This window comes from Alcanivorax sp. (genome assembly GCF_019431375.1).
Lineage (GTDB): Bacteria > Pseudomonadota > Gammaproteobacteria > Pseudomonadales > Alcanivoracaceae > Alcanivorax > Alcanivorax jadensis_A.
Genome location: NZ_CP080267.1, coordinates 970,611 through 994,779, shown reverse-complemented (window position 1 = coordinate 994,779; position 24,169 = coordinate 970,611). Strand labels below are relative to the sequence as shown.

The 24,169-nt window shown below is 58.4% G+C and carries 18 protein-coding genes and 1 pseudogene; 14 read left to right on the top strand and 5 right to left on the bottom strand.

What is annotated here, in order from left to right:
• Window positions 1–162: 162 nt before the first annotated feature.
• The 3 genes from KZ772_RS04495 (at window position 163) to KZ772_RS04485 (ending at window position 5,640) form a co-directional block, all read left to right on the top strand.
• Entirely contained in the window at window positions 163–2,247 is a 2,085-nt protein-coding gene (locus tag KZ772_RS04495) for a transporter substrate-binding domain-containing protein (protein WP_290538649.1), read from the top strand.
• 130 nt (window positions 2,248–2,377) lie between these two features.
• Entirely contained in the window at window positions 2,378–2,665 is a 288-nt protein-coding gene (locus KZ772_RS04490) for a hypothetical protein (RefSeq protein WP_290538648.1), read from the top strand.
• A 248-nt stretch (window positions 2,666–2,913) separates the two neighbouring features.
• Window positions 2,914–5,640 carry a thrombospondin type 3 repeat-containing protein gene (locus tag KZ772_RS04485; RefSeq protein ID WP_290538647.1) on the top strand — a complete coding sequence of 909 codons (2,727 nt, stop codon included), beginning with the start codon at window positions 2,914–2,916 and terminating at the stop codon, window positions 5,638–5,640.
• A gap of 161 nt (window positions 5,641–5,801) precedes the next feature.
• Here the strand turns inward: KZ772_RS04485 and KZ772_RS04480 are convergent, their stop codons facing one another.
• Window positions 5,802–6,734, bottom strand: a complete 933-nt coding sequence (locus KZ772_RS04480) for an alpha/beta fold hydrolase (protein WP_290538646.1) — start codon at window positions 6,732–6,734, stop codon at window positions 5,802–5,804.
• Window positions 6,735–6,854: 120 nt separating this feature from the next.
• Between KZ772_RS04480 and KZ772_RS04475 the strand changes: the two genes are divergently transcribed.
• From KZ772_RS04475 to KZ772_RS04445, 7 genes and pseudogenes are all read left to right on the top strand, one after another.
• Window positions 6,855–8,651: a PDZ domain-containing protein gene (locus KZ772_RS04475; RefSeq protein ID WP_290538645.1), complete on the top strand. Its 1,797-nt coding sequence runs from the start codon at window positions 6,855–6,857 to the stop codon at window positions 8,649–8,651.
• Between the two features lie 146 nt (window positions 8,652–8,797).
• Window positions 8,798–12,682 carry an ATP-dependent RNA helicase HrpA gene (gene hrpA / locus KZ772_RS04470; protein WP_290538644.1) on the top strand — a complete coding sequence of 1,295 codons (3,885 nt, stop codon included), beginning with the start codon at window positions 8,798–8,800 and terminating at the stop codon, window positions 12,680–12,682.
• A 231-nt stretch (window positions 12,683–12,913) separates the two neighbouring features.
• On the top strand, window positions 12,914–14,044 hold the full coding sequence (locus KZ772_RS04465; RefSeq protein ID WP_290538643.1) for a beta-ketoacyl-ACP synthase III: 1,131 nt from the start codon (window positions 12,914–12,916) through the stop codon (window positions 14,042–14,044).
• 183 nt (window positions 14,045–14,227) lie between these two features.
• Window positions 14,228–14,539, top strand: coding sequence for a hypothetical protein (locus KZ772_RS04460; RefSeq protein ID WP_290538642.1), 312 nt, complete (start codon window positions 14,228–14,230; stop codon window positions 14,537–14,539).
• 70 nt (window positions 14,540–14,609) lie between these two features.
• Window positions 14,610–15,427, top strand: a pseudogene (locus KZ772_RS04455) (DUF692 domain-containing protein).
• Window positions 15,424–16,194, top strand: coding sequence for a putative DNA-binding domain-containing protein (locus KZ772_RS04450; RefSeq protein ID WP_290538641.1), 771 nt, complete (start codon window positions 15,424–15,426; stop codon window positions 16,192–16,194). Before KZ772_RS04455 ends, KZ772_RS04450 begins: the two are co-directional and overlap by 4 nt.
• 181 nt (window positions 16,195–16,375) lie before the next feature.
• A complete protein-coding gene (locus tag KZ772_RS04445; RefSeq protein WP_290538640.1) occupies window positions 16,376–17,173 on the top strand; it encodes a VacJ family lipoprotein in 798 nt (265 codons plus the stop codon).
• A gap of 148 nt (window positions 17,174–17,321) precedes the next feature.
• On the opposite strand, the gene KZ772_RS04440 is transcribed toward KZ772_RS04445, so the two are convergent.
• The 3 genes from KZ772_RS04440 to dusA all read right to left on the bottom strand — a co-directional run bounded on the left by KZ772_RS04440 (window position 17,322) and on the right by dusA (window position 19,946).
• Window positions 17,322–17,762 carry a TerB family tellurite resistance protein gene (locus KZ772_RS04440; RefSeq protein WP_290538639.1) on the bottom strand — a complete coding sequence of 147 codons (441 nt, stop codon included), beginning with the start codon at window positions 17,760–17,762 and terminating at the stop codon, window positions 17,322–17,324.
• On the bottom strand, window positions 17,759–18,733 hold the full coding sequence (locus KZ772_RS04435) for a transaldolase (RefSeq protein WP_290538638.1): 975 nt from the start codon (window positions 18,731–18,733) through the stop codon (window positions 17,759–17,761). The genes KZ772_RS04440 and KZ772_RS04435 overlap by 4 nt, the downstream gene beginning before the upstream one ends.
• A 229-nt stretch (window positions 18,734–18,962) precedes the next feature.
• On the bottom strand, window positions 18,963–19,946 hold the full coding sequence (gene dusA / locus KZ772_RS04430) for a tRNA dihydrouridine(20/20a) synthase DusA (protein WP_290538637.1): 984 nt from the start codon (window positions 19,944–19,946) through the stop codon (window positions 18,963–18,965).
• Between the two features lie 372 nt (window positions 19,947–20,318).
• On the opposite strand from dusA, the gene KZ772_RS04425 reads away from it, so the two are divergent.
• From KZ772_RS04425 to KZ772_RS04410, 4 genes are all read left to right on the top strand, one after another.
• Window positions 20,319–21,803, top strand: coding sequence for a SulP family inorganic anion transporter (locus KZ772_RS04425; protein WP_290538636.1), 1,485 nt, complete (start codon window positions 20,319–20,321; stop codon window positions 21,801–21,803).
• A gap of 12 nt (window positions 21,804–21,815) precedes the next feature.
• A complete protein-coding gene (locus tag KZ772_RS04420) occupies window positions 21,816–22,664 on the top strand; it encodes a universal stress protein (protein WP_290538635.1) in 849 nt (282 codons plus the stop codon).
• A gap of 55 nt (window positions 22,665–22,719) precedes the next feature.
• A complete protein-coding gene (locus KZ772_RS04415) occupies window positions 22,720–23,064 on the top strand; it encodes a TraR/DksA family transcriptional regulator (protein WP_290538634.1) in 345 nt (114 codons plus the stop codon).
• 95 nt (window positions 23,065–23,159) lie between these two features.
• Complete coding sequence (locus KZ772_RS04410; RefSeq protein WP_290538633.1) at window positions 23,160–23,495, top strand: YnfA family protein; 336 nt, start codon at window positions 23,160–23,162, stop codon at window positions 23,493–23,495.
• Between the two features lie 80 nt (window positions 23,496–23,575).
• Here the strand turns inward: KZ772_RS04410 and KZ772_RS04405 are convergent, their stop codons facing one another.
• Window positions 23,576–24,136, bottom strand: a complete 561-nt coding sequence (locus KZ772_RS04405) for a DUF4399 domain-containing protein (protein ID WP_290538632.1) — start codon at window positions 24,134–24,136, stop codon at window positions 23,576–23,578.
• Window positions 24,137–24,169: the final 33 nt, after the last annotated feature.

The window sequence follows — 24,169 nt, the reverse complement described above, 5'->3', positions numbered from 1 at the left end:
GTCAGGGGCCTTCGGGCCCCTTTTTCTTGTGCTGAAATCTCCCTCAGTGGCATATTCCAAGGGTGTGGCAATGGGGTGACAAAAACATCGTCTGACACCGCCTGAGCCGTTACCCTGTCTGTAACAGCCAAAGAATGATAATCCGCAGTAGAGGGGGGCTTCATGCGAACAGGACTGATGCTGACTGTGATGTTGTTGGTTGCCGTGATCACCGGTTGTGATAAGGAGCCGGGGGTCGGGGAGGTGGTCAGCTCCTTTGCAAACTATCAGGAAAAAGGCGATCTGGAGGCGTTGCGTCAGCGCGGGTTTATCCGCCTGCTTGCGCCACGCTTTGATGAACCTTCCGGCCTGCCCCGGGATGGCGTGCCTGCGCGTGAATATCAGGCGCAAGCGGAATCCTTCGTCAGAGAGTTGGGTCTGGAGCCTCGCTGGGTCTACGCGGACAGCGTGGCGGAGCTGGGAAAGCTGATCAATGCCGGCATGGCCGACATTATCGTTACCAATTACTCCGTGACCAAGTCGCGGCAGAAATCACTGGCGTTCTCCACACCCGTCAATGCGGTGCAGGAAAAGCTGGTTGTTCCCGTCGAACGCAAAGACATCAGTTTGACAGACCTTGATGATCTCACCATTGCCGTGCCAGAGGGGACGGCCTATCAGGAAACCGCCGAGAAGCTGGCCCGTCGTCACGATGGAGTTCGGATTGATGTGGTCGATGCCGAGTTGTCCGATGAAGAGCTGGTGGAGGCGGTAGAAGCCGGTGAGCTGGAAGCGACCATCGTTGACAGTAACATGCTGGATCTGTTGCTCAGCCCGGATTCCGGGGTGGCTGAAGGCCCGGTAGTGAACCGGAAACGACGAATTGCCTGGGCGGTCAGAAAAGATAGCACCGAGCTACTGGATCGTATCAACCAGTTCATTACCAGTGAGCGGGTTATCAGCTCGGTCAAAAAGCAGGTAAAACGTGACTGGGCCGAGATCAGGAAACAGGGGGTGCTGCGAGTCATTACCTCCAACAATCCGGCCAGTTATTTCATGTGGCGTGGTGAGCTGATGGGCTTTGATTATGACCTGATCAGTGATTTTGCCAAAAAACACCGTTTGCGGGTGAGTGTGGTGGTCCGTGACAGCCCTTCGGCCATGTTCCAGGCCCTTGAGGAAGGGGAGGGAGATGTGATTGCCGCGTCCATGACCATCACCGAAGGACGCCAGGAAAAGGGCTGGATGTTCAGCGATCGTTACCTGGAAGTGAACGAACAATTGATTGGCCGGGCGGATGAGGAGCCGCTGGAAAATCTGGGCCAACTGGCCGGCCGCACCATAGCGGTTAACCCCGAAACAGCCTATCACGATACCTTGCAGCAGCTACTTGATGATGATTTCCCCTTCATCGTTCAGGAAGTGCCGGGCGCCAGTACCGAGATGTTGATTAACGCTGTTGCCAACGGCGAATATGACTTGACCATGGCAGATAGTCATCTGGCCGCCATGGAGTCCACCTATCGAGAAGACATTGCCGTGCTGTTCGAATTCGAGCCTGCCAAGGAGATCGGCTGGGGGCTTCGGCAAGAGCAGACGGGGCTGAAAGAGCAACTCGACAGCTATATCGCCCGTCAGTATCGTGGCCTGAATTACAACATCACCTACAATCGCTATTTTCGCGAGAAAAAAACCATCAACACCCATGAGGCTTACCGGGTTGGCTCCGGCAAAGCCATTTCACCATATGATGATCTGGTAAAGAGTGAGTCACTGAAATACGGCCTGGATTGGCGCTTGATCACCTCGCAGATGTACCAGGAGAGCCGCTTCAACCCCAAGGCACGCTCATTTGCCGGCGCTCAGGGGCTATTACAGGTAATGCCACGTACCGGGCGTCAGTTTGGTTACAGCAACCTGACCCGGCCTGAGAATGGAGTGGCCGCCGGAGTCGCCTATATGGACTGGCTGGAACAGCGATTCCCGGCGCGTCTGGATCTGGCAGAAAAACTGTATTTTACGCTGGCCGCCTACAATGCCGGGCATGGCCATGTGGAGGATGCCCGTCGCCTGGCGGAACGTCTTGGAAAGGATCCGGATAAATGGTTTGGCAATGTGGAAGAAGCCATGCTGCTGCTTTCCCGGCCGGAATACGCCCGTCAGGCTCGCTATGGTTATGTCCGGGGGGCTGAGCCGGTGAAGTATGTCAGGCAGATCAAGAACCGTTATCTGGGCTATGTGTCGGCTCTTGAAAAAGAAGACAGCTAGCCGCCTGTCAGGGGATAGGCTGCCTGAGAAAGTGAAGGTCAGGAAAACTGCTGGTTTTTACAAAGTAGCCATGGAAAAGTAGTGATGTAGCCCCATGATACAGGTACCCATTCATTGAAAGGAGATTGTGATGGATCGCAATGCTTTCATCGAAAAAATTAAAGGTAAATTGAACGAACTGGACAATGAATTTGACCAGTTGCAAATCAAGGCGGACAAGGCCAGTGAAGAGGTTCGCCACAAGTGGGAAAAACGAAAGACGGAGTTGAAGGAAAAACGCCAGGAACTGGCGGCGCGGCTGGACGAACTGCGCAACGACAGCAACGCCCGCTGGGAAGATGTGAAGGCCAGTGTGGAAAAAACCTGGGATAGCACCCTGGAAGGGTTGAAGGATATCAAGAACAACCTTCTCAAATAAGTCTCAGTCAAATTTAACATCAAGAACGTTGGGATAAGCGTGCCAATTTATTGGCGCGCTTTTTTTATGAAAAATTCATACCGCCGATCGCGAAATTTTCAACTGCTGTCATACCAACTGTAAAAGAACAGTTTGTTACTGTCTTCCCTTTCCAAAAAACAACAGAATATCAACAATGAAATTGACGGAAACTTCACATGTGGGAGTAGTCTGTGGAGAAAGTATGCATTGTGCTAGGGAGTAGTGGCATGAAGAGTCAAGGACGGTTTCATATAGCTTGGTGGGTACCCGTTTTGCTGTTGCTAGGCAGCTTGGGCTTGTCGGGTTGTGGTGCGGATGGAGATGGTTCTCGCTCGCAACCCCCGGTTAATCGTGACGCTGATCAGGATGGCGATAATGTTCCTGATAACCGTGATAATTGCCCATCTGTCAGTAATCCGAATCAGGCCGATACCGATGGTGATGGCTTGGGTGATGCCTGCGACAACGATGCTGACGGCGATACCATCCTCAACAGCAACGATAACTGTCCGGCCGTGGCCAACACGGACCAGATCGATACGGATGGTGATGGCGTCGGGGATGCCTGTGACACGGATACGGACACTGATGGTGACGGGGTAGATGACGGCGTGGATAACTGTCCGGCTGTTGCCAACCCGGGCCAGACAGATACGGACAGTGATGGCACTGGCGATGCCTGTGATACGGATGATGACAATGACGGTGTAGAGGACAGCACTGACAACTGCCCGCTGACCAGTAACCCGGATCAGACCGATACGGATGGCAATGGCATCGGCGACGCTTGCGACATCGATAGTGACGGGGATGGTATCAGCGATGATCTGGATAACTGTCCCAATACTGCCAACGCTGACCAGACCGATACCGATAGTGACGGTACCGGCGATGTCTGCGATGCCGATGATGACGGGGATGGTGTTAATGACGGTACGGATAATTGTCCGCTGATCAGCAACCCGGATCAGGCGGATGCCGATGGTGATGGTATCGGTGATGCCTGCGATACCGGCAATACCGACAGTGACGGTGACGGCGTCGATGATGATGTCGACAACTGTCCGGATGTGGCCAATGCGGGTCAGGAAGATCTGGATGGGGATGGCACCGGCGATGCCTGCGACGACGATACTGATGGCGATGGTGTGGCCGATGCGCTGGATAACTGCCCACTTACCGCAAATTCAACCCAACTGGATACCGATCTGGACGGGCAGGGTGATGCCTGCGACAGCGACGATGACGGCGATGGCGTTGATGATGGCGCGGATAACTGCCCCACGGTCAGCAACCCGGATCAAGCCGATGCCGATGGTGACGGTATTGGTGATGCCTGCGATCTGGATCTGGATGGTGACGGTGTCGATGACCTGAGTGATAACTGTCCGTTGATTGCCAACCCGGATCAGATCGATTCCGACGGTGATGGCCTGGGTGACGCCTGCGATCCTGATGACGACAACGATCTGGTACTGGATGCGGTGGATAACTGCCCTCTGACGGCCAATGCGGACCAGACGGATACCGATGGTGATGGCGTGGGCGATGCCTGCGATAGCAATACGGATACCGATGGCGATGGCGTGGATGATGGCATCGACAACTGTCCGAATGTGAGCAACCCGGATCAGGCGGATACCGATGGCGACGGCATTGGTGATGCTTGTGACCCGTTAACTGACAGTGACGGCGATGGTGTTGCCGATGATGTGGACAATTGTCCGGACGTTGCTAATGCCGATCAGGCTGACAATGACGGTGACGGTCAGGGTGATGCCTGTGACACGGATGATGATAACGACAGCGTTCCGGATACCCTGGATAACTGTCCCAATGACCCCAATGCCACTCAGCTGGATAACGACCTGGACGGCATCGGCGATGTCTGCGATACCGATGATGACAACGATGGTGTGGAAGACAGCGTGGATAACTGTCCCACCGTCAGTAACCCGGATCAGGCCGACACGGACGGGGATGGTATCGGTGACAGCTGTGATGTGGATCTGGACGGTGACGGTGTTGATGATGTGACTGACAACTGTCCGCTCATCGCCAACGCGGATCAGCTGGATTCGGACGGTGATGGTATTGGTGATGTCTGTGACCCGGATGACGACAACGACCTGGTACTGGATGGCCTGGATAATTGCCCGCTGACACCCAACACCGATCAGGCTGATATCGACGGTGATGGCATCGGTGATGCCTGTGACACCGTAAACGACAGTGACGGCGATGGCGTTTCCGACGAGACCGACAACTGTCCGGCGGTTGCCAACCCGGACCAGGCAGATGCGGATGGTGATGGCGCCGGTGATGCCTGTGATAACGACGCTGACAACGACGGTGTTACCGACGATGTGGACAACTGCCCGAACAACGCCAACGCGGATCAGACCGATTCCGATGGTGATGGACTGGGCGATGCCTGTGATGCCGAGTTCACCTGTAGTGGTGCTACGGGGAATGGCCTGGAACCGCTAGTGGCGCCTACGGCGACAGCATCCGGTGGTGGCTTCGGACTGTGTGTCCTCTGTGGTCTTCAGGATGCAGAACTGGCAGTGGATGATCAGGTGCCTACGGCTGCACAGCTCTTCGTGACTCTGGGTGCATTGGGTGGCGGTTCCCGCCTGAATGTAGACAGTGGCGAAAGCTTCAGTGGCACCAACCGTGCTGGCTTTACCGTAAGCAACAGCGCCGAGTTGCTGGATCTGGGCGTGCTTGATCAGATCACAGTCAGCCTGTTGAACAACGGTACTGTCGTTGACACCTCAGGCAGCGGTGGCCTGCTGAACTTGCAGTTGCTGACACTGGCCGGTTTTGACCAGCAGTTCCTGTTCGTGGATACCGCAGAGACCTTCGACACCCTGCGGGTGGACTTGTCGGCCACGGTGGGTCTGCTCACGGATCTGAATGTGCACCAGAGCTGTGTGGGTCCCACGCCCTGATTCAACACAAGCATGAAGAAAGGAAAAACGGGAAGCTTCGGCTTCCCGTTTTTTTTGCGGATTTGAAAATGCCAGGAGAACCTCTGAAAAACACCGCATTTCCTGTGGGAAGGGGCGCTTCAGAGGCAGCTTAATGGGAGGGGCTGTGCAGTGAGCCGAACTCAGGCCGTTCTGGCCAGGGGGTGCAGCCATTCCCCCAGCGCAGCCAGGACCTGCTCCCGGCACTGATCGTTGAGCAGTTCATGCCGACCCTCAGGCCAGAAATGGGCGGTCAGTGGCTGCTCCATGGTATGCAGGACTTGCTCCAGGGCCATCATGCCTTTTCCCATATCACTCATGGGATCTTGTTCTCCACCCAGTAACAACACCGGCAGGGTGTCGGGCAACTCTGCCAGCTGGGGGACACTGTGAATCTGGCGCAGGCCCTGTACCAGCTGGCACCAGGATTCGGTGGTGCAGTCGAAACCGCACAGGTCGTCATCCATATACTGCTGCACCTGCTCGCGATCATGACTGAGCCAGTCAAACTCGGTCTGCGGGTCTGGCACCCGGCGTGCCCAGGCGCCAAAGGTCATTCTGCGAATCAACGGGCTGGTACCGCGTTTGCCGTTGCGGTGGCGGGCAAACTTCAACGGTAGGCCCATCAGTCCATAGTAGGCGGCGGGGTGATAATCGCTGGCGCACAGAGCCAGCCCAGCCAGCTGTTCGCCGATGCGTTGTGCGGCGGCCAGGGCGATGAAGGACCCCATGCTGTGGCCGCCGAGTACACAGGGCAGGCCCGGGTGGGTTTCTCTGGCCATGGCGATCACCGCCATGGCATCCTGCACCAGAGCGTCCCAGCCATCCGCATCGCCAAAATGCCCCTTGGGGCAACGATCACTGATGCTCAGACCGTGTCCGCGATGGTCCGGGCAGTACAGGTGCCAGCCCTGTTCGTTGAGGGCATCTGCCAGGCCCTCATAACGAGCGCCATGTTCCGCCATGCCATGCAGCCACACCACGATGCCTTGCGAGGTAGCGACCTTGGCGGGCCAGTGGTGGATGGCTGTGGCATGGTGGTCATCAGTACTCAGATAACGCATCTGTTTTGTCATACAGTCTCCGGCGACATGGTCCATGGGCAGGCGGGAACCCGGTTATGATCATAACAGCTATGGCAACCGGGTGATGCAGCCACTACCATCCCGACCTGAACCAGATATCCAGGAGACACCATGATCGAATACCGGATTCGCCCGCTGCGCCCGGAAGCGCATTTGTTTGAAGTCACCATGACTGTGGCGAAGCCAACTCCTGAAGGGCAGGCCCTGACCATGCCGGCCTGGATCCCGGGTAGTTACATGATTCGCGATTTTGCCCGCCATCTGGTGTCCCTGGAAGCCAGCTGTCACGGTGAGAGCCTGGCCGTGGCCAAAATCGACAAACAGACCTGGCAGTTGCCTCCCTGTGAGGGACCGGTACAGATTCATTACCAGATCTATGCCTGGGATCTTTCCGTCCGTGGTGCCCACCTGGATACGACCCATGGTTATTTCAATGGCACCTGTGTGTTTCTGGCAGCCATGGGGCACGAGGACCAGCCCTGTGAAGTGGATATCGAAGCACCGGAAGGTTCTGCCTACCTAGGCTGGCACCTGGCCACCGGGCTGCCCCGGGTGAATGGCTCGGAGCTGGGGTTTGGCCGCTTCCGGGCAGACAACTACGATGCCCTGATCGATCACCCGGTGGAAATGGGCCCGTTCGAGTATGCCCAGTTTGAAGCCTGCGGCGTGCCGCACTGGGTGGTGATGGCCGGTCGGCACAAGACGGACATGGCGCGCCTGTGCCGGGACCTGAAACCGATCTGCGAGCATCATATCCGCATGTTCGGTGAACCGGCGCCCATGGATCGCTATCTGTTCATGACCCTGGTCACCGGCAACGGTTATGGCGGCCTGGAACATCGTAATTCCACCAGCCTCATGTGTGCCCGCGACGACCTGCCCAAACGCACTGACGAGCCGGGCAAGGTACGCGATGGCTACCGCAATTATCTGGGCCTGTGCAGCCACGAATATTTCCATACCTGGAATGTGAAGCGGATCAAGCCGGCGGCCTTTACGCCCTTTGATCTGTCCCAGGAAGTGCACACCGAACTGTTGTGGGCTTTCGAGGGCATCACCAGTTACTACGATGATCTGTCGTTGACCCGCACCGGGCTGATTGCGCCGCAGAGCTATCTGGAGCTGCTCGGGCAGACCCTGAGCCGGGTGTATCGCGGCCAGGGCCGTCACAAGCAGACCGTCACCGAATCCAGCTTCGACGCCTGGACTCGTTTCTACAAGCAGGACGAAAACGCCCCCAACGCCATCGTCAGCTATTACACCAAGGGCTCGCTGGTGGCTCTGGCGCTGGATCTGACCCTGCGTAATCTGACTGGCGAGCAAAAGTCCCTGGATGATCTCATGCGCCTGCTCTGGGCCCGTTACGGCCAGACCGGCGAAGGCGTGCCGGAGCAGGGCATACAACCCTTGGCCGAGGAAGTGGCCGGTTGCGAGATGAGCGACTTTTTCGAGCAGGCGCTCTACAGCACCGAGGATCTCCCGCTGGCGGAGCTGCTGGCCGAGCGGGGCGTGGAACTGAACTGGCGCAGTGCCGCCGGCCACGGCGACAACGGTGGCAAACCCGGCAAGGATGGCATCCCCAATCTGGGTGTGCGGCTGGTTGCCGATACGATGGGCGCGAAGATTGCGGTGGCGTTCGAGCAGGGCCCGGCCATGGCGGCGGGACTGTCCGCGGGGGATGTGATCATCGCCGTGGATGGCCTGCAGGCCACGCAGAGCAATATCGACAACCTGATGGCCAACTTCCTGCCCGGCGAAATTGTGGAAGTCCACGCCTTCCGCCGCGATGAACTGATGAAGTTCAAAGTGAAAGTGGCGCCCAGTGAACCCAGCACCGCGTACCTGACCATCGCCAAGGGCGGGTTAACGGAGAAGGGCAAAGCCTGGCTGCACTGTAAGGGCAATTAATAATTGATAGTTGATAATGAATAACGAAAGAAAACAGGCCGTAGGAGCGGCGCTTGAGCCGCGAACCTGCTTGCGAAGGTTTTCCCAAGTACGATTCGCGGCTCAAGCGCCGCTCCTACGGCGTTTTATGGTTGATTGAATTTTTCATGTCTTTGAAGCCACTCTACAGCCAGCTTGATAACGCTCGCAGAGCTGATCATTTTCGTTTGAAAAAGCGGATTGATGGTCTGTCACGCTTGCCTGCTGACAAGCGCAATGACAAGGCGGTGGAGAAGATATACTCGGCCATTGCCGCTTCCGTTGCCAATCGGGAAAAACGTCAGGCGTCTCAGCCCGTCCTGAACTGGCCGGACCTGCCGGTGGTGGCCAGCCGTGAGGAGATCAAGGTGGCCATTCGCGACCATCAGGTGGTGGTGATCGCCGGGGAGACTGGCTCGGGCAAGACCACCCAGCTGCCCAAGATCTGCCTGGAACTGGGGCGGGGTATCGAGGGCACCATCGGCCATACCCAGCCTCGCCGGCTGGCGGCCCGGGCCGTGGCCAGCCGGGTGGCGGAAGAGCTGAACAGCCCGCTGGGCAGCACAGTGGGCTTCAAGGTGCGCTTTGCCGAGCAGGTCAGCGAGACCAGCCTGATCAAGGTGCTTACCGATGGCATGCTGCTCAATGAAATCCAGCAGGACCGCTTTCTCAATCAGTACGACACCCTGATCATCGACGAAGCCCACGAGCGCAGCCTGAATATCGATTTTCTGCTCGGCTACCTGAAACAACTGCTGCCGAAACGGCCGGATCTGAAGGTGATCATTACCTCGGCCACCATCGATCACGAACGCTTTGCCAATCATTTCGGTGATGCGCCGGTGCTGGAAGTGTCCGGGCGTACCTTCCCGGTGGAAATGCGTTACCGTCCGCCGGTGGAAGGGCAGGAACTGTCCCGGCAGATTGAAGAGGTGTTGCAGGAAATCCAGCGCGAGGAACGCCGCGATGGCTTGCCCGTGGCGCGGGATGTACTGGTATTCCTGGCCGGCGAGCGGGACATTCGCGATGTGCACCATCACTTGAAGCGATGTGAGCTGAGAGACACGGAAATCCTGCCCCTCTATGCGCGACTGAGTCAGGCCGAACAACACCGCATTTTTGCTTCTCACCGGGGCCGGCGGGTGGTGCTCAGCACCAATGTGGCGGAAACCTCCCTCACCGTGCCGGGTATCCGCTATGTGATCGATGCCGGCACCGCCCGAATCAGCCGCTACAGTGTGCATTCCAAGGTACAGCGCCTGCCGGTGGAGCCGGTCAGCCAGGCCAGCGCCAACCAGCGGGCCGGGCGCAGCGGGCGCATCATGCCGGGTATCTGTTTCCGGCTGTATGACGAAGACGACTTTCTCAATCGTCCCGCCTTCACCGACCCGGAGATCCAGCGCACCAACCTGGCGGCGGTGATTCTGCAGATGGCGGATCTGAAGCTGGGCCGCGTGGAAGACTTTCCCTTTATCGAACCACCGGACGGGCGCCTGATCCGCGACGGTTACCGGCTGCTGGACGAGCTGGGCGCGCTGACCCCGAAACAGACCCTGACACCCCTGGGCCGACAACTGGCCCGCTTTCCGCTGGACCCGACCCTGGGGCGGATACTGGTGGCGGCTTCCCAGCAGAAGGTGCTTCGCGAAGCGCTGATTATCGTCTCGGCCCTGGCAGCCCAGGACCCCCGCGAACGCCCCCACGACAAGCAACAACAGGCGGACCAGGCCCATCAGCCGTTCACCGACAAGGATTCGGATTTCCTGTTTTTCGTCAAGCTGTGGCAGTGGGCGGACAGTCAGCGCGAGTCGCTCAGCCGCAACCAGTACGAGAAGCTGTTGAAGAAAACCTTTCTGTCGCCCACCCGCATGCGCGAATGGCGCGATACCCACCGCCAGTTGTTGTTGCTGTGCAAGGAGCAGGGCTGGGCGCTGAATGCGCCGACCATGAACGAGCAGGGGCTCGTAGAGGGTGCCTATGGGCCTCTGCATCAGGCTCTGTTACCCGGCCTGCTGGCCAACGTGATGCAGCGCACGGACGAGGGCGAGTGGCTGTCCACGCGCAATCGCAAGCCGCTGATCTGGCCGGGCTCGTCGCTGTCGAAAACCAAGGCCCGCTGGCTGATGGCAGCGGAGCAGGTGGAAACCAGCCGGCTGTTTGCTCGTACCGTGGCGCGCGTCGAGCCGGAATGGGTGGAAGCGGCCGCCGCTCACCTGGTGAAACGTCAGTATTTCGAGCCGCACTGGTCGAAGAAACGTGGCTGTGCCATGGCAAAGGAACAGGTGAACCTGTTCGGCCTGATCCTGGCCAGTGGCCGGCGCGTGAACTATGCGCCCATCAACCCGCAGGAAGCCCGCGAACTGATGATCCGCGAAGGGCTGGTGATGGGAGAATTGCACCGGGAGCCGCCCTTCGTGAAGGCCAACCGGGAGCAATTCGAGACGCTGGAAGAGATGGAACACAAGCTGCGCCGCCGTGACATCCTGGTGGATGAGGAGGCCCGGGTGGCCTTCTACGATGAGCGGTTGCCGCAGGACCTAACCAGCCTGGCCGGGCTGATGAACTGGTATAACAAAAAGGCCACGGCGGCTGAGAAGGACGCGCTGCTGATGAAGCGGGATTTCCTGCTGTCACGCAGCCCGGATCTGGCCAACGACCAGTTCCCGGATCAGCTGCGCCTGGATGGCATCAGCCTGCCGCTGGAATACAGCTTTGACCCCACCGGTGAGCGCGATGGCGTGACCCTGATCGTCCCGGTGGCGGTGCTCAATCAGGTGCCGGAAACCCGACTGGACTGGCTGGTGCCGGGGCTGCTGCGGGAAAAACTGGAAGCTCTGATCCGGGCCCTGCCCAAGGCGCGGCGGCGCCACTTTGTGCCGGTACCGGATTACGTCAGCGCGCTGCTGGAAACCCTGAATCCGCAAGAGCCCCTGTTGTCGGCCATGACCCGGGAACTGCAGCGCATGACCGGTGTGCGTATCGAGCGGGAAGAGTGGCAGGATGCCACGCTGCCGGATCATCTGCGCATGTTTATTCAGGTCGTTGACCGGGTGGACGGCAAGCGCAAGGTGCTGGCCCAGGGACGCTATCTGGATGAAGTCCGTGACAAGCTGGAAGGTGTCACTCGCAACCTGCCAGAGCCTGAGGCGGAGGAGCCGGCGCTGCGTGGCCAGGAATGGCTGTTCGGCACACTGCCGGAAACCCGCGAGCAGGATCTCGGCGGCATGGTGGTGCGTCGTTATCCGTCGCTGGAGGAAGATGGCGACGGGGTGGTGTTGCGCTATCGGGATGATGCCGATGAAGCGTGCTGGCGCCATCGCTGGGGCACGGCGCGCCTGTTGGGCTTCAAGCTCAGTGTCCAGCTTCGCGACCTGCGCAAACAGGCCTCACAGATGGCCGGTTTCCAGAAGCTCAAGGGTGAAAAAGGCGCCATGGCCCGCCAGGCACTGGACCATGCGCTATTGCGTCTGCTGGCCGAACATTTCCGGCTAGATGAACCGGTGCGGGATAACGCCGCTTTCCAGGCTCGGCTGGATGCCCATCGGGGCGATTTCGTCCCCTGGGCCAGCCAGCAATTGACCGCCTTCGGCAAGCTGTTCGCCGATTACCGGCAGCTGATGGGCAAGCTGGAAAAAAACTTCCCGCTGGCCTGGGCCCATGCCCACCGGGACCTGAAGCAGCAACTGGCCAGCCTGTTCAGTGATGATTTCCTGTTGCAGGTGTCCTGGCCCTGGTTGATGGAGTACCCCCGTTATCTGGAGGCTATCGGCCACCGGCTGGACAAACTGGGCGGCCAGATCGGCAAGGACCGCACCCTCACTGCGGAACTGGAGGCCTACCACAAGCAGTACCTCACCCGTGCCGCCGGTCTGCCCCTGTGGCAGCAGCCGGCGACCTTGCAGGAGTATTTCTGGATGTTGCAGGAATACCGGGTGAGCCTATTTGCACAACAGCTCGGTACCCGGGTGTCGGTGTCCGCCAAGCGCCTGAACAAGCAGTGGGAGCTGTGTTGAGGAATCGCCTTTTCCACGAAGCCGCTGTAGGAGGCTGCTTGCAGTCGAACCCGGTTGGCTTCTCAGCGATGGAGTTCGCTGGCAAGCAGGCCCCTACAGTGGCCCTGTAGAAAGCCTAACAACTATCCGGCCACCCCCTTTGCGCTGGCCACCCCGAATCCGGATAATCGACCCATTATTCCCATTTATGAAACGGGGCCCTTTGCCCCGTTCGAGTGCGAGGACTCGCTTGTGAGCTATTCTGTAGTAATCAGTGGCACCGGCCTGTGGACCCCGGAGCAGACCATCACCAACGACGAGCTGGTGGAATCCTTCAACGAATACGTAAAACGGTTCAATGAGCGTAACGCCCAGGCCATCGAGGCCGGTGAGGTGGAAGCCCTGGGGCCCTCCGATAGCGCCTTTATCGAAAAGGCGTCCGGTATCAAACAGCGCTATGTTATCGACAAGACCGGAATTCTCGATCCGGACCGGATGGCGCCGCGTATTCCGGAGCGTTCTGACGACGAGGTGTCCATTCAGGCGGAGATCGCCGTGAACGCGGCAAAGCAGGCGCTGGAGAATGCCAACCTGACCGCCGATGACCTGGACGCGGTACTGGTAGCCTGTTCCAACATGCAGCGCCCGTACCCGGCCATGGCCGTGGAAGTGCAGGCCGCTCTGGGCATGGAGCACGGCTGGGGATATGACATGAATGTGGCCTGTTCCAGCGCCACCTTCGGTATTCAGGCCGGTGTCGACGCTATCCGCAACGGCAGCGCCCGCCGGGTGCTGATGGTGAATCCGGAAATCTGCTCCGGCCACCTTGCCTGGGAAGACCGCGACTGCCACTTCATCTTTGGCGATGTGGCCACTGCGGTGATTCTGGAACGCAAGGAAGATGCTACCTCCGACAATCAGTGGGAAGTGCTGGGCACGCGTCTGCAGACCAAATTCTCCAACAACATCCGCAACAATTTCGGCTTTCTGAATCGTGCTGACGAAAGCGGCGTTGGTGCTCGTGACAAGCTGTTCCGCCAGGAAGGCCGCCGGGTGTTCAAGGAAGTGTGCCCCATGGTAGCCGAGCAGATTTCCTCGCATCTGTCCGATACCGGTGTGCCGGTGGAGGCCCTGAGCCGCATGTGGTTGCATCAGGCCAACCTGAGCATGAACGAGCTGATTTCCAAGCGGGTACTGGGCCGCCCGGCCACCCGTGAGGAAGCCCCGGTGATTCTTGATGACTACGCCAACACCAGCTCCGCCGGTTCCATTATCGCCTTCCACAAATACAACGCGGACCTGCCGGTGGATACCAAAGGGGTGATCTGCTCTTTTGGCGCCGGTTATTCCATCGGTAGTGTGATTGTGAACCGGATCAAATAACGGCTCGGCAACTTCACGCCAGCTTCACAAGGGCCGCTTCGTGCGGCCTTTTTTGATGCTGGCTGTAACGTTTACCTCACGTGTTCATCTCTATATTATCTGAGACAGGCGCTACACAAATAAACGTGCCTGGGCCGCATCATGCGGTGTCGGATACTCAATAACGATGTATGGAGACTGAACATGGCTAAGTTGAGCAAACTGAACCCCCTGGCTGCTACCGTTGGTGCAGCTGTTGTCGCTTCTGCACTGTCTGTTCCGGTGGCTACGGCTGCCGAAAACCCCTTTGCTGCGTCTGATCTGAAAGCCGGTTATCAACTGGCTGGCAACCACGCTGAAGGCAAGTGTGGCGAAGGTAAGTGTGGTGACAAGAAAGGCGAAGGCAGCTGCGGCGAGAAAAGCGGTGAAGGCAAATGTGGCGCCGACGACAAGAAAGATGGCGACAAGAAAGGCGAAGGTAAATGTGGTGAAGGCAAATGCGGTGGTGATGCCTGAAGGCAGGAGCTGACGCATGAAACCTGAGACACCAGTGTCCGGAGTGGGCCTGGGTCTTCGGCGGGCCCTGATGGGCCCGCTTTCTTCGACCCTGGATTCCCGGAAAGTGCGCCTTTCGACTTTATGGAAGTGGCACCGGAAAACTGGATCCCCATGGGTGGGCGTCTGGCGAAGGAGTTTCGTGCCTTCACCGAGCGTTTTCCATTTGTGACCCACGGGCTGAGTCTGTCCCTGGGCGGACCAGAGCCCCTGGATTTTGAATTATTGAAAGCGGTGAAAGGGTTCCTCAAGGAACACAATATTCGCCGTTATACCGAGCACCTGAGTTATTGCAGTGACCACGGCCACCTTTACGATTTGATGCCGATTCCCTTTACCGAAAAGGCGGTGCACTACGTGGCTGACCGGGTACGACAGGTGCAGGATTTTCTGGAACAGCCCATCGGTATCGAACACGTCAGCTACTATACACAGTTGGGGAATGCAGCCCCCGGTTCCGACATGTCGGAAATCGACTTCGTCAATGCGGTGCTCGAAGAGGCGGATTGTGAGCTGTTGCTGGATGTGAACAACGCCTACGTGAACAGCATCAATCATGGTTACGACCCGCGCGAGTTTATCAGCGCCTTGCCGGGCGAGCGTATCTGTTACGTGCATATCGCCGGTCATTTCGACGAAGCGGAAGATCTGAAAGTGGATACCCATGGCAGCGCGGTGATCGACCCGGTATGGCGCTTGCTGGAGCATGCTTACCAGGAGTTCGGGGTACTGCCCACCTTGCTGGAGCGGGATTTCAACTTTCCCGGTAACGACACCCTGTTTGGCGAGCTCCGACAGATTGCTGACTATCAGCAGCAACAGCGTTCAGCGACACGGAAACTGGGATGAGCGAGACGGATTTTCAAAACTTGCAGCGTCATTTTGCCGCCCATTTGCGTAATCCGAGTCGCCACCCGGCTCCAGAGGGTATTGAAGAGCGTCGGCTGGCGATCTACCGCAACCTGTTTTTCAATAACGTCAACGGCTTCATTACCCAGGGCTTCCCGGTGCTGCATTCCCTGCTGGATGCTGAGCGCTGGCAACGTCTGGTTCGGGCCTTCTTTGACCAGCACGCCTGTCAGACCCCATATTTTCTGGAAATCCCCCAGGAATTCGTCAGCTTTCTGGCGTCAGGCCAGGGGCAGGAGGAGGGCGATCCGCCTTTCCTGCTGGAGCTGGCTCACTACGAATGGATGGAGCTGGTGCTGGATGCCTCCACCGAGGAATTCCCGACAACCGGCTTTCACCCGGAGGGGGATCTGCTCCGCGCCATCCCCCAGCTCAGCCCCTTGCATGTAGTGCTCAGCTATCAGTACCCGGTCCACGAAATCTGCGCCGAGTTCCAGCCCCTGGTACCCCTGGAGCAACCGTTGTGGCTGCTGGTGTATCGTGATCGCGAGGACCAGGTGCGCTTTATGGAAATCAATGCACCCACCGCACGGTTGCTGCAATTGATTGACGAGAACCCGGATAGCACCGGCTTTCAGATCGTCGGCCAACTGGCGGAAGAACTGCAATTCGCTGACGTGGAGAAACTGGCAGCCTTCGCCCGCGATATCCTGCAACAGATGCACCAGCGGGACATCCTGATAGGCGCCAGTCTGAAGAGCTGCTAGGCGGTTAAACCACACAGTACCGGCATGCGTTTCCTCAGTGATCTCTGTGTCCTCTGTGGTAAAACCGGTTTCCCGGCCTCGACGAGATACGGCGTTTTCACCTGTTCCAGCTGTAAAATCCGCCGGGAGGCAGAGCGGTTCAGCGCGTGGCCCTGTTCGGGGATGCGACGGGCTGGCTATAATGCAGCGTCGACGACATACCGGGGTGACCGTGCGTTATTTACTGCTGACCATATTGCTGAGTGTTTCCTGTACCGCTATGGCGGAAGAGGAAGACTGGGGCGCCGCTTCCACGGCGTTCGATACGCCCCAGAGCAGTCAGGCAAAGGATGACGACCCCTGGGAAGACATCAACCGCAAGATCTTTGCCTTCAACGAAACCCTCGACAAGTACGCCCTCAAGCCCGCTGCCAAGGGCTATCGCAAGGCGACACCGGGCTGGTTCGATGACACCGTTACCCGCTTCTTCGAGAACCTGCGCGATTTTCGCAGTGGTCTTAACAGCGTGTTGCAGTGGCGGTGGGGCCATGCCGGCCATAACTTTGGTCGTTTCACGGTCAACAGCACCCTGGGGATCGGCGGCCTGTTTGATGTGGCCAGCAAGGTGGATCTGGACAAGCACAACACCGACCTGGGCCTGACGTTTGCTCGCTGGGGAATTCCGGAAGGCAATTACCTTGTTTTGCCGTTCTGGGGCCCATCCACTGTGCGCGATGCGGCAGCGATTATCCCGGAAGACTACATGCGCCTGCGCCACTACATCGAGCATGATCTGACCCGCTACAGTGTGACCGCCACCTATGTGGTGGACTTGCGTGCGGATCTGCTGGATCTGGAGCGCAACATTGTCGGTGACCGCTACACCTTCCTGCGCAATGCCTACCTGCAACGCCGCCGCTTCGAATCCGGCGACGCGCCGTCCCTGCGTTTCCCGGACATTGAGGAGCGGGATATGGAGTTGGAAGATGAGGGGTGGTGAAAGCAGTTAATAGTTAACAGTGAATAGTTAACAGCTGCGCGAGCAGGTTTGTCTTTATCTTCATGCAATGAGGCCGCGCCCAACTGATGGGCGCGGCCTCACACGTTTAAAACCTGAAACACGCCTGACGCGCGCTGTTCACTGTTAACTATTCACTGTTAACTGCTTTCAGTTTCGCCCGAATATAGTCCCCATGCGACACATACAGTAAATCGCTGACCCGGCGGATCAGGTGTTCTTCGTGGGCGTCGGCGTGGCCGTCGGCGGCGGCCATGGCCCACATTTCCTCGATCAAGGTGACTCTGGGTTCTGGTCCCCAGTGATCGCGAAGCGGGCGGGTGAATTCGAACAGGTCGGTGGCCTGGTCCACGCGGTTTTCCAGTTCCGTGAGGATGTCATTCATTTCCTGTGGGTCCAGATGCCAACGCTTTTCCACCGCCTGAATCAAACGTTGTGATTCTTCCTCTGCCACGGCACCGTCGGTGCGTGCCACTTCCAGCAGCAGGGCGGCGGCCGCCCGATGCAGGTCGTGCTCGCTGGTCTGCTGTTGGGGCTGGTCGGGACGAAAGAGTCGGTTCAACCAATTCAAATTACACCTTCCTCCTGCAGTAGGGTTTCCAGCGCCACCTGGTCGTTGGCGAAGCGGCGGATGCCATCGGCGAGCAGGTCGCTGGCCATGGCATCGTCATTGAGTTGCCAGCGAAACGCGGCCTCGGTGACGGCCTGCCAGTCGTCTTCCGGTGCCACCAGTTCCGCATCCAGTACCCGTGTCAGACTACCGGTATCGGCGGCCAGTTCCCCGAGCAGGGCCGGGCTGATGGTGAGCTTGTCGCAACCAGCCAGGGCTTCGATTTGGCCGGCGTTGCGGAAGCTGGCACCCATCACGATGGTCTCCAGGCCGCGGGCCTTGAAGGTGCGGTAGATCTGACGCACGGATTGCACGCCCGGGTCGTCATCGGCAGTGGCCATCTCCATGCCCTGTTTGCGGTGCCAGTCGAAGATGCGGCCCACAAACGGAGAGATCAGGGTGGCGCCGGCTTCTGCGGCGGCCAGGCCCTGGGTCTGGTTGAAGACCAGGGTCACGTTGCAGCGGGTGCCTTCTTCTTCCAACACTTCCACCGCGCGAATGCCTTCCCAGGTGGCAGCGGTCTTGATCAGGATGCGCGACGGATCCACATCCAGTTCCCGGTAGATGGCGATCAGCCGGCGGGCTTTCTCCACGGTGGCGCGGGTGTCGAAAGACAGGCGGGCGTCCACTTCACTGGAGACCAGGCCGGGCACCCGTTCAAGGATGGCCTGGCCGGCCAGGCAGGCATAGCAGTCCGTCAGCCAGTCCATCTCACCGTCATGCCCCAGGGTACGGCACAGATCCGCTGCCTGTTGCAGCATCGGTCGGTAACGCTCGTCACGGGCTGCCGCCAACAGCAGGGATGGGTTGGTGGTGGCATCCTCCGGCGCCAGTTCAGCGATCATGTCCAGATCACCGGTATCGGCCACCAGGGAGGTCCATTGGGCTAGCTGTTCGCGTTTGTTCACGGTATCCGTTCCTTTCAGTGTCATGGCGGGGCACGGTACTGCGCCGCCATGACAGAATTATGGTTTCACCACAGAGGTCGCAGAGTACACAGCGGTATTAGGGGTGTGGGAAACCATGCTTGCATGGTGAAGAGGCGGGCACGGCTTCGCTATGCAAGCATAGCTTCCCACAAAAACAGAGAGTGTCATCCGGCTTTTGGCTCTGTGAACTCTGTGTCCTCTGTGTCCTCTGTGATGAAAGACTTTTTACAGCCTAAGACAGTTGTGCCAAAGCGTCCATGAGCACTTGCGGGGTGGTGTCCGGCTTGTGCATGTTTTCGCTCAAGTGGCGGCGGAAGCGGCGGGCGCCGGGTTCGCCCTGGAACAGGTTGAGAATATGGCGCAGGGAATGCTTGGGGGCATGGCCCAGTGCATAGCGGCGTTCCACGTAGGGCAGGAATTGCTCGGCGATCTCCCGGCGGGTAGGCACGGCGTGCTCGTCGCCGAACACGATGCGATCCGCGTTGGCCAGGAAATAGGGATTCTGGTAGGCCTCGCGACCAATCATCACGCCATCCACGTCGCCCATGTGTTCGTGCACCTCGTTCAGTGTCTTCACGCCGCCGTTGAGAATGATCTCCATATGAGGGAAGGCCTGCTTGATGGCGTAGGCCCGCTGGTAGATCAGCGGCGGAATCTCCCGGTTTTCCTTGGGCGATAGCCCGGACAGGATTGCCTTGCGGGCATGGATGGTGAGGCTGGTGCAGCCGGCCCGTTCCATGCGGGTGACAAACCGGTAGAGAAAGTCGTAATCATCCTGGTCATCGATGCCGATGCGGGTCTTCACCGTCACCGGCACGCAGACCGCCGCCTGCATGGCTTCCACGCACTGGGCTACCAAGTCCGGTTCCGCCATCAGAATGGCGCCGATCTTGCCCTGCTGCACCCGATCCGACGGGCAGCCCACATTGAGATTGATCTCGTCGTAACCGTATTGCTCGGCGATCCGGGCCGCTTCCGCCAGATCCTGCGGCTCGCAGCCGCCTAGTTGCAACGCCACCGGGTGCTCTTCGTCGTTGAACGCAAGAAAGCGGTCACGATCGCCGCGCAGAATGGCCTGGGCCACCACCATTTCGGTGTAGAGCAGGGTGTGGCGGGTAATCAGCCGGGCCAGAAACCGGTAGTCCCGGGTGGTCCAGTCCATCATGGGCGCCACGGACAGGCGTCGATCCAGGGCTGGGGCAGGGCTGGCGGTCATCACGGCTCTCGTACGGCTTGCAGGAAAGGGGACTATTCTCGCATGTTCATGGGGCACGGTGGGAGCGGATGTGGGCTCTGTAAGCACAAACCCACTCAGTCTTGTTGGACAATGCGCCTGTTAATCGACCGGCCATGCTGATAAACTCCGCCGCCTTCTTGTCGACCCAAGTGTGCAGATTCAATGATGCAGACGGTTTCTTCTGTCTTGCGGCTCAGTCCGCCCTAGGTTTTCTCCCCCAGCCACTTCCTGTGGTGTTTTGGTCGTGCCCTGTCGCGACGATGTCTTCCTGCCTGTGAAATTAATGCTGAGATAGCACGAACCGGCTCCGTGCCAGCAGGCATTCGTGTCTTGAAATCAGGAACCTCGTAAATGATTCAATCGTTAAAGCAGAACTGGTTTAGCCATCTTAAAGGCGACACCCTTGCGGGTGCGGTGGTGGCTCTGGCTCTGATTCCAGAAGCCATTGCTTTCTCCATTATTGCCGGCGTAGATCCGAAAGTGGGTCTATACGCTTCCTTTTGTATTTGTGTGGTGATCGCCTTTGCCGGTGGGCGGCCGGCGATGATTTCCGCCGCCACCGGGGCCATGGCGCTGCTGATGGTGGGGCTGGTGAAGGAACATGGTCTTCAGTACCTGCTGGCGGCGACGGTGCTTACCGGTATTCTGCAGATACTCGCTGGATTCCTTCAGCTGGGGAATTTAATGCGCTTTGTGTCCCGGTCGGTGGTCACCGGGTTTGTGAATGCGCTGGCGATTCTGATCTTTCTCGCCCAGTTGCCGGAGCTGAGTGGTGTGACCTGGCACGTTTACGCCATGGTGGCTGTTGGGTTGGGTATTATTTATCTGCTTCCTTTGCTGACCACGGCAGTGCCGTCGCCGCTGGTGTGTATTGTGGTGATTACCGGTTTTGCCATGTACATGGGCATGGAAGTTCCCACTGTCGGGGACAAGGGTGATCTGCCAGACAGCCTGCCCATGTTCCTGTTCCCGGACATCCCGCTTAACTTTGAAACCCTGCAAATCATCTTCCCCGTGGCCTTTACCATGATGGTGGTAGGTTTGCTGGAATCCATGATGACCGCGACTATCGTTGACGATCTGACCGATACGTCCAGCGAGAAGAACCGTGAGTGCAAAGGGCAGGGCATTGCCAATATCGTTTCCGGTTTCTTCGGTGGCATGGCCGGTTGCGCCATGATCGGTCAGTCCGTTATCAACGTGAAATCCGGTGGTCGGACCCGTCTTTCCACGCTGATTGCCGGTGTCTTTCTGCTTATCCTGGTGGTGTTTCTTGGCGAGTGGGTATCCCAGATTCCCATGGCGGCCCTGGTTGCCGTGATGATCATGGTGTCTATCGGTACCTTCAGCTGGGAATCGATTACCAACATGGCCAAGCACCCGCCCAGCAGTACCCTGGTGATGCTGGCCACGGTGATCGTCACCGTGTACACCCATAACCTGGCCTATGGTGTGGGCATTGGTGTGGTGCTCAGCGCCCTGTTCTATGCCAACAAGGTGGGCCGTGTCTTCTACGTGCGCTCTGATCTGGATGAGGACAATAGTAGCCATCGACGCTACGAAGTGCTGGGACAGGTGTTCTTCACTTCTGCCGAGCAGTTCATTGCTTCCTTTGATTTTAAGGAAGCACTGGATAAAGTGACTATCGATGTGCACCGTTCCCATTTCTGGGATATCACTGCCATTGGCGCCCTGGACAAGGTGATCATCAAGTTCCGCCGTGAAGGTACCGAAGTGGAGCTGATTGGCCTGAACGAAGCCAGTGCCACCCTGGTAGACAAATTTGCCGTGCACGACAAGCCCGAGGCGGTCGAAAAACTCATGGGCGGCCACTAAAGGAGAAGAACAATGAGTGAAGTGATTGCCTGTATTGATGGTTCTCCGGCTGCGGCCCGGGTTTGCGATTATGCGGTCTGGGCGGTGCAGCGCCTTAACGCGCCGCTGACCCTGTTGCATGTGCTGGACCACTCCCGTTACCCGGTAGAAAGTGATTTGAGCGGCAACCTGTTGTTGGGTGGCCGCGAATCCCTGCTCACCGAACTGTCCGAGCTGGACGCCAAACGCAACAAGCTCGCCCTGGAGCAGGGCAAGTTGATGCTGGAAGCCGCTGCCGGTCGCGCCATCGAAAAAGGCGTAAGCGAACCCAAACAGCGTCAACGTCATGGTGGCCTGGTAGAGACCCTGGCGGGCATGCAGGAGCAAACCCGTATTCTGGTGATCGGCAAACTGGGTGAGGAGCACACCGGCGAAGCGGAGCAGGTGGGCGACCACGTGGAGCAGGTGATTCGCACCATGCACAAGCCGATTCTGGTGGTGCCGTCCGATTTCACCGAGCCCGGTAAAATCATGCTGGCCTTCGATGGTAGCCCCACCTGTCGTGAAGGCGTAAAAATGCTGGCCGCCAGTCCGCTGTTCCTGGGGCTGCCTTGTCACCTGGTCGCAGTGGGCAAGGACAAACATCTGACCGAGGATCTGGCCTGGGCCCGTGACACCCTGGAGAAATCCGGTCACGAGGTAGAAGTGGTGCAACTGGAAGGCGAAGTAGAGCCTGCCTTGCATCAATACCAGCAGGATAACGGCATTGATATGGTGGTGATGGGGGCCTATGGCCATTCCCGTATCCGCGAGTTTTTCGTGGGCAGTACCACCAGCAAGATGATCAAGAACGCTACAGTGCCCCATTTGCTGCTGCGATAAGGATGTGCCCCGGCGAAGTTGAAGACGCCGGGGTCTTGTCCCCTGGAAGAGCCAAATGGAACAGGCAGAACAGGAATACTTTCGCCAGAAATTGCTGGAAGAGAAGCAGGCATTAGGCGAAAGGAATGATGAGGCCGATTCAGCCACCAAACCGGTGGAACTGGACCAGCAAAGCGTCGGCCGCCTGTCGCGGATGGATGCCATGCAGGGCCAGGCCATGGCCCTGGCAACCCGCCAGCGTCAGCAGCAGCGTTTGCGCAAGCTTATTGCGGCGTTGCGTCGTATTGATGAGGATGATTACGGCTACTGCGAGGATTGCGGCAAGCCTATCAATCCCAGACGTCTCGAGATTGATCCCGCCACCTTGTTCTGCCTTGATTGCGCCCGTGCCCGCGAATAGGTCCGTATTTCCAGTACACTCCTTCTACTTTCTGCGCGCTCTGTGTGGCATTAGCCTCGCCGCGTACTGATCTGACGATATACGGGGAGGTTCCCTTGCCGGAGTTGAAGATTCTGGGGTTGTTTCTGATCACGGCGGTCGCCGAGATCGTGGGCTGTTATCTGCCCTACCTGTGGCTGCGAGAGGGAAAATCCGCCTGGCTGTTGATCCCTGCTGCCCTGAGTCTGGCTGCCTTTGCATGGTTGCTGTCATTGCATCCCACGGCGGCGGGGCGGGTCTATGCGGCCTATGGGGGCGTGTATATTTTCGTGGCGATTCTCTGGTTGTGGGGCGTTGACGGTATTCGTCCCACGGGCTGGGATATTGTCGGGTCGTTGGTGGCGTTGACCGGCATGGCGATCATCATGTTTGCGCCTCGGCAGATGGGATGACGCCTGAGGCTTGATGCCGGACGCTTGACGCTAAAAGACAAACCAAAATCCTTTGGCGTCTGGCGTCCGGCGTGTATGCCTTATTCCACGGTAATAGTGATCTTTTCCGACATCACCGGCGGTTCATGGGGCACGTGCATGTGGTCACCCAGCAGCAATTGCAGGGTATGAGTGCCCGGTTCCAGTTCCAGCTCGGTCTGGGTCTGGCCCTTGCCGAAGTGGACCACGTTATCGTTGGCCGGCAGCGGGAAATCCATGGGCGGCAGTGCGTCCTTGTCCAGATCGATCAGCAGGTGGTGGTGGCCGGCATGTTCCTGTTCGGTGCCGGCGGGCGCCACGTCCATGCCTTCCAGACCGAATTCCACGGTAACCGGGCTGGTCACGGTAGCACCATCCGCGGGGCTGAGAATGGTGGCTTTGGCGTCTTCCGGAGCGCTGCTGCGGGTCATGCCGCTGCTGCTGGCAGCATCGTCGGCGCCACTATCTTCGGTCTTGGCGGAGTCAGCCTGGGTGTCAGTGGCGGGCGCTTCGGCTGCCGGTGCTTCGGTCTTGGGTTCTTCGCTATTGTCTGAGCAGCCCTGCAGCAGGGTGGCGCCGGCGATCATGGCCACCAGCAGAGAATGTTGAAAGGGAATACGCATGGTCTTTTCCTTTTCTTTCTGTCGTGTTGATGA

Coding starts and splice junctions, on each gene's coding strand:
- KZ772_RS04475 (WP_290538645.1), top strand. CDS start 6,855: ATGATCGAATACCGGATTCGCCCGCTGCGCCCGGAAGCGCATTTGTTT.
- KZ772_RS04495 (WP_290538649.1), top strand. CDS start 163: ATGCGAACAGGACTGATGCTGACTGTGATGTTGTTGGTTGCCGTGATC.
- KZ772_RS04490 (WP_290538648.1), top strand. CDS start 2,378: ATGGATCGCAATGCTTTCATCGAAAAAATTAAAGGTAAATTGAACGAA.
- KZ772_RS04405 (WP_290538632.1), bottom strand. CDS start 24,136: ATGCGTATTCCCTTTCAACATTCTCTGCTGGTGGCCATGATCGCCGGC.
- KZ772_RS04480 (WP_290538646.1), bottom strand. CDS start 6,734: ATGACAAAACAGATGCGTTATCTGAGTACTGATGACCACCATGCCACA.
- KZ772_RS04425 (WP_290538636.1), top strand. CDS start 20,319: ATGATTCAATCGTTAAAGCAGAACTGGTTTAGCCATCTTAAAGGCGAC.
- KZ772_RS04420 (WP_290538635.1), top strand. CDS start 21,816: ATGAGTGAAGTGATTGCCTGTATTGATGGTTCTCCGGCTGCGGCCCGG.
- dusA (WP_290538637.1), bottom strand. CDS start 19,946: ATGACCGCCAGCCCTGCCCCAGCCCTGGATCGACGCCTGTCCGTGGCG.
- KZ772_RS04435 (WP_290538638.1), bottom strand. CDS start 18,733: ATGACACTGAAAGGAACGGATACCGTGAACAAACGCGAACAGCTAGCC.
- KZ772_RS04460 (WP_290538642.1), top strand. CDS start 14,228: ATGGCTAAGTTGAGCAAACTGAACCCCCTGGCTGCTACCGTTGGTGCA.
- KZ772_RS04485 (WP_290538647.1), top strand. CDS start 2,914: ATGAAGAGTCAAGGACGGTTTCATATAGCTTGGTGGGTACCCGTTTTG.
- hrpA (WP_290538644.1), top strand. CDS start 8,798: ATGTCTTTGAAGCCACTCTACAGCCAGCTTGATAACGCTCGCAGAGCT.
- KZ772_RS04450 (WP_290538641.1), top strand. CDS start 15,424: ATGAGCGAGACGGATTTTCAAAACTTGCAGCGTCATTTTGCCGCCCAT.
- KZ772_RS04415 (WP_290538634.1), top strand. CDS start 22,720: ATGGAACAGGCAGAACAGGAATACTTTCGCCAGAAATTGCTGGAAGAG.
- KZ772_RS04445 (WP_290538640.1), top strand. CDS start 16,376: ATGCAGCGTCGACGACATACCGGGGTGACCGTGCGTTATTTACTGCTG.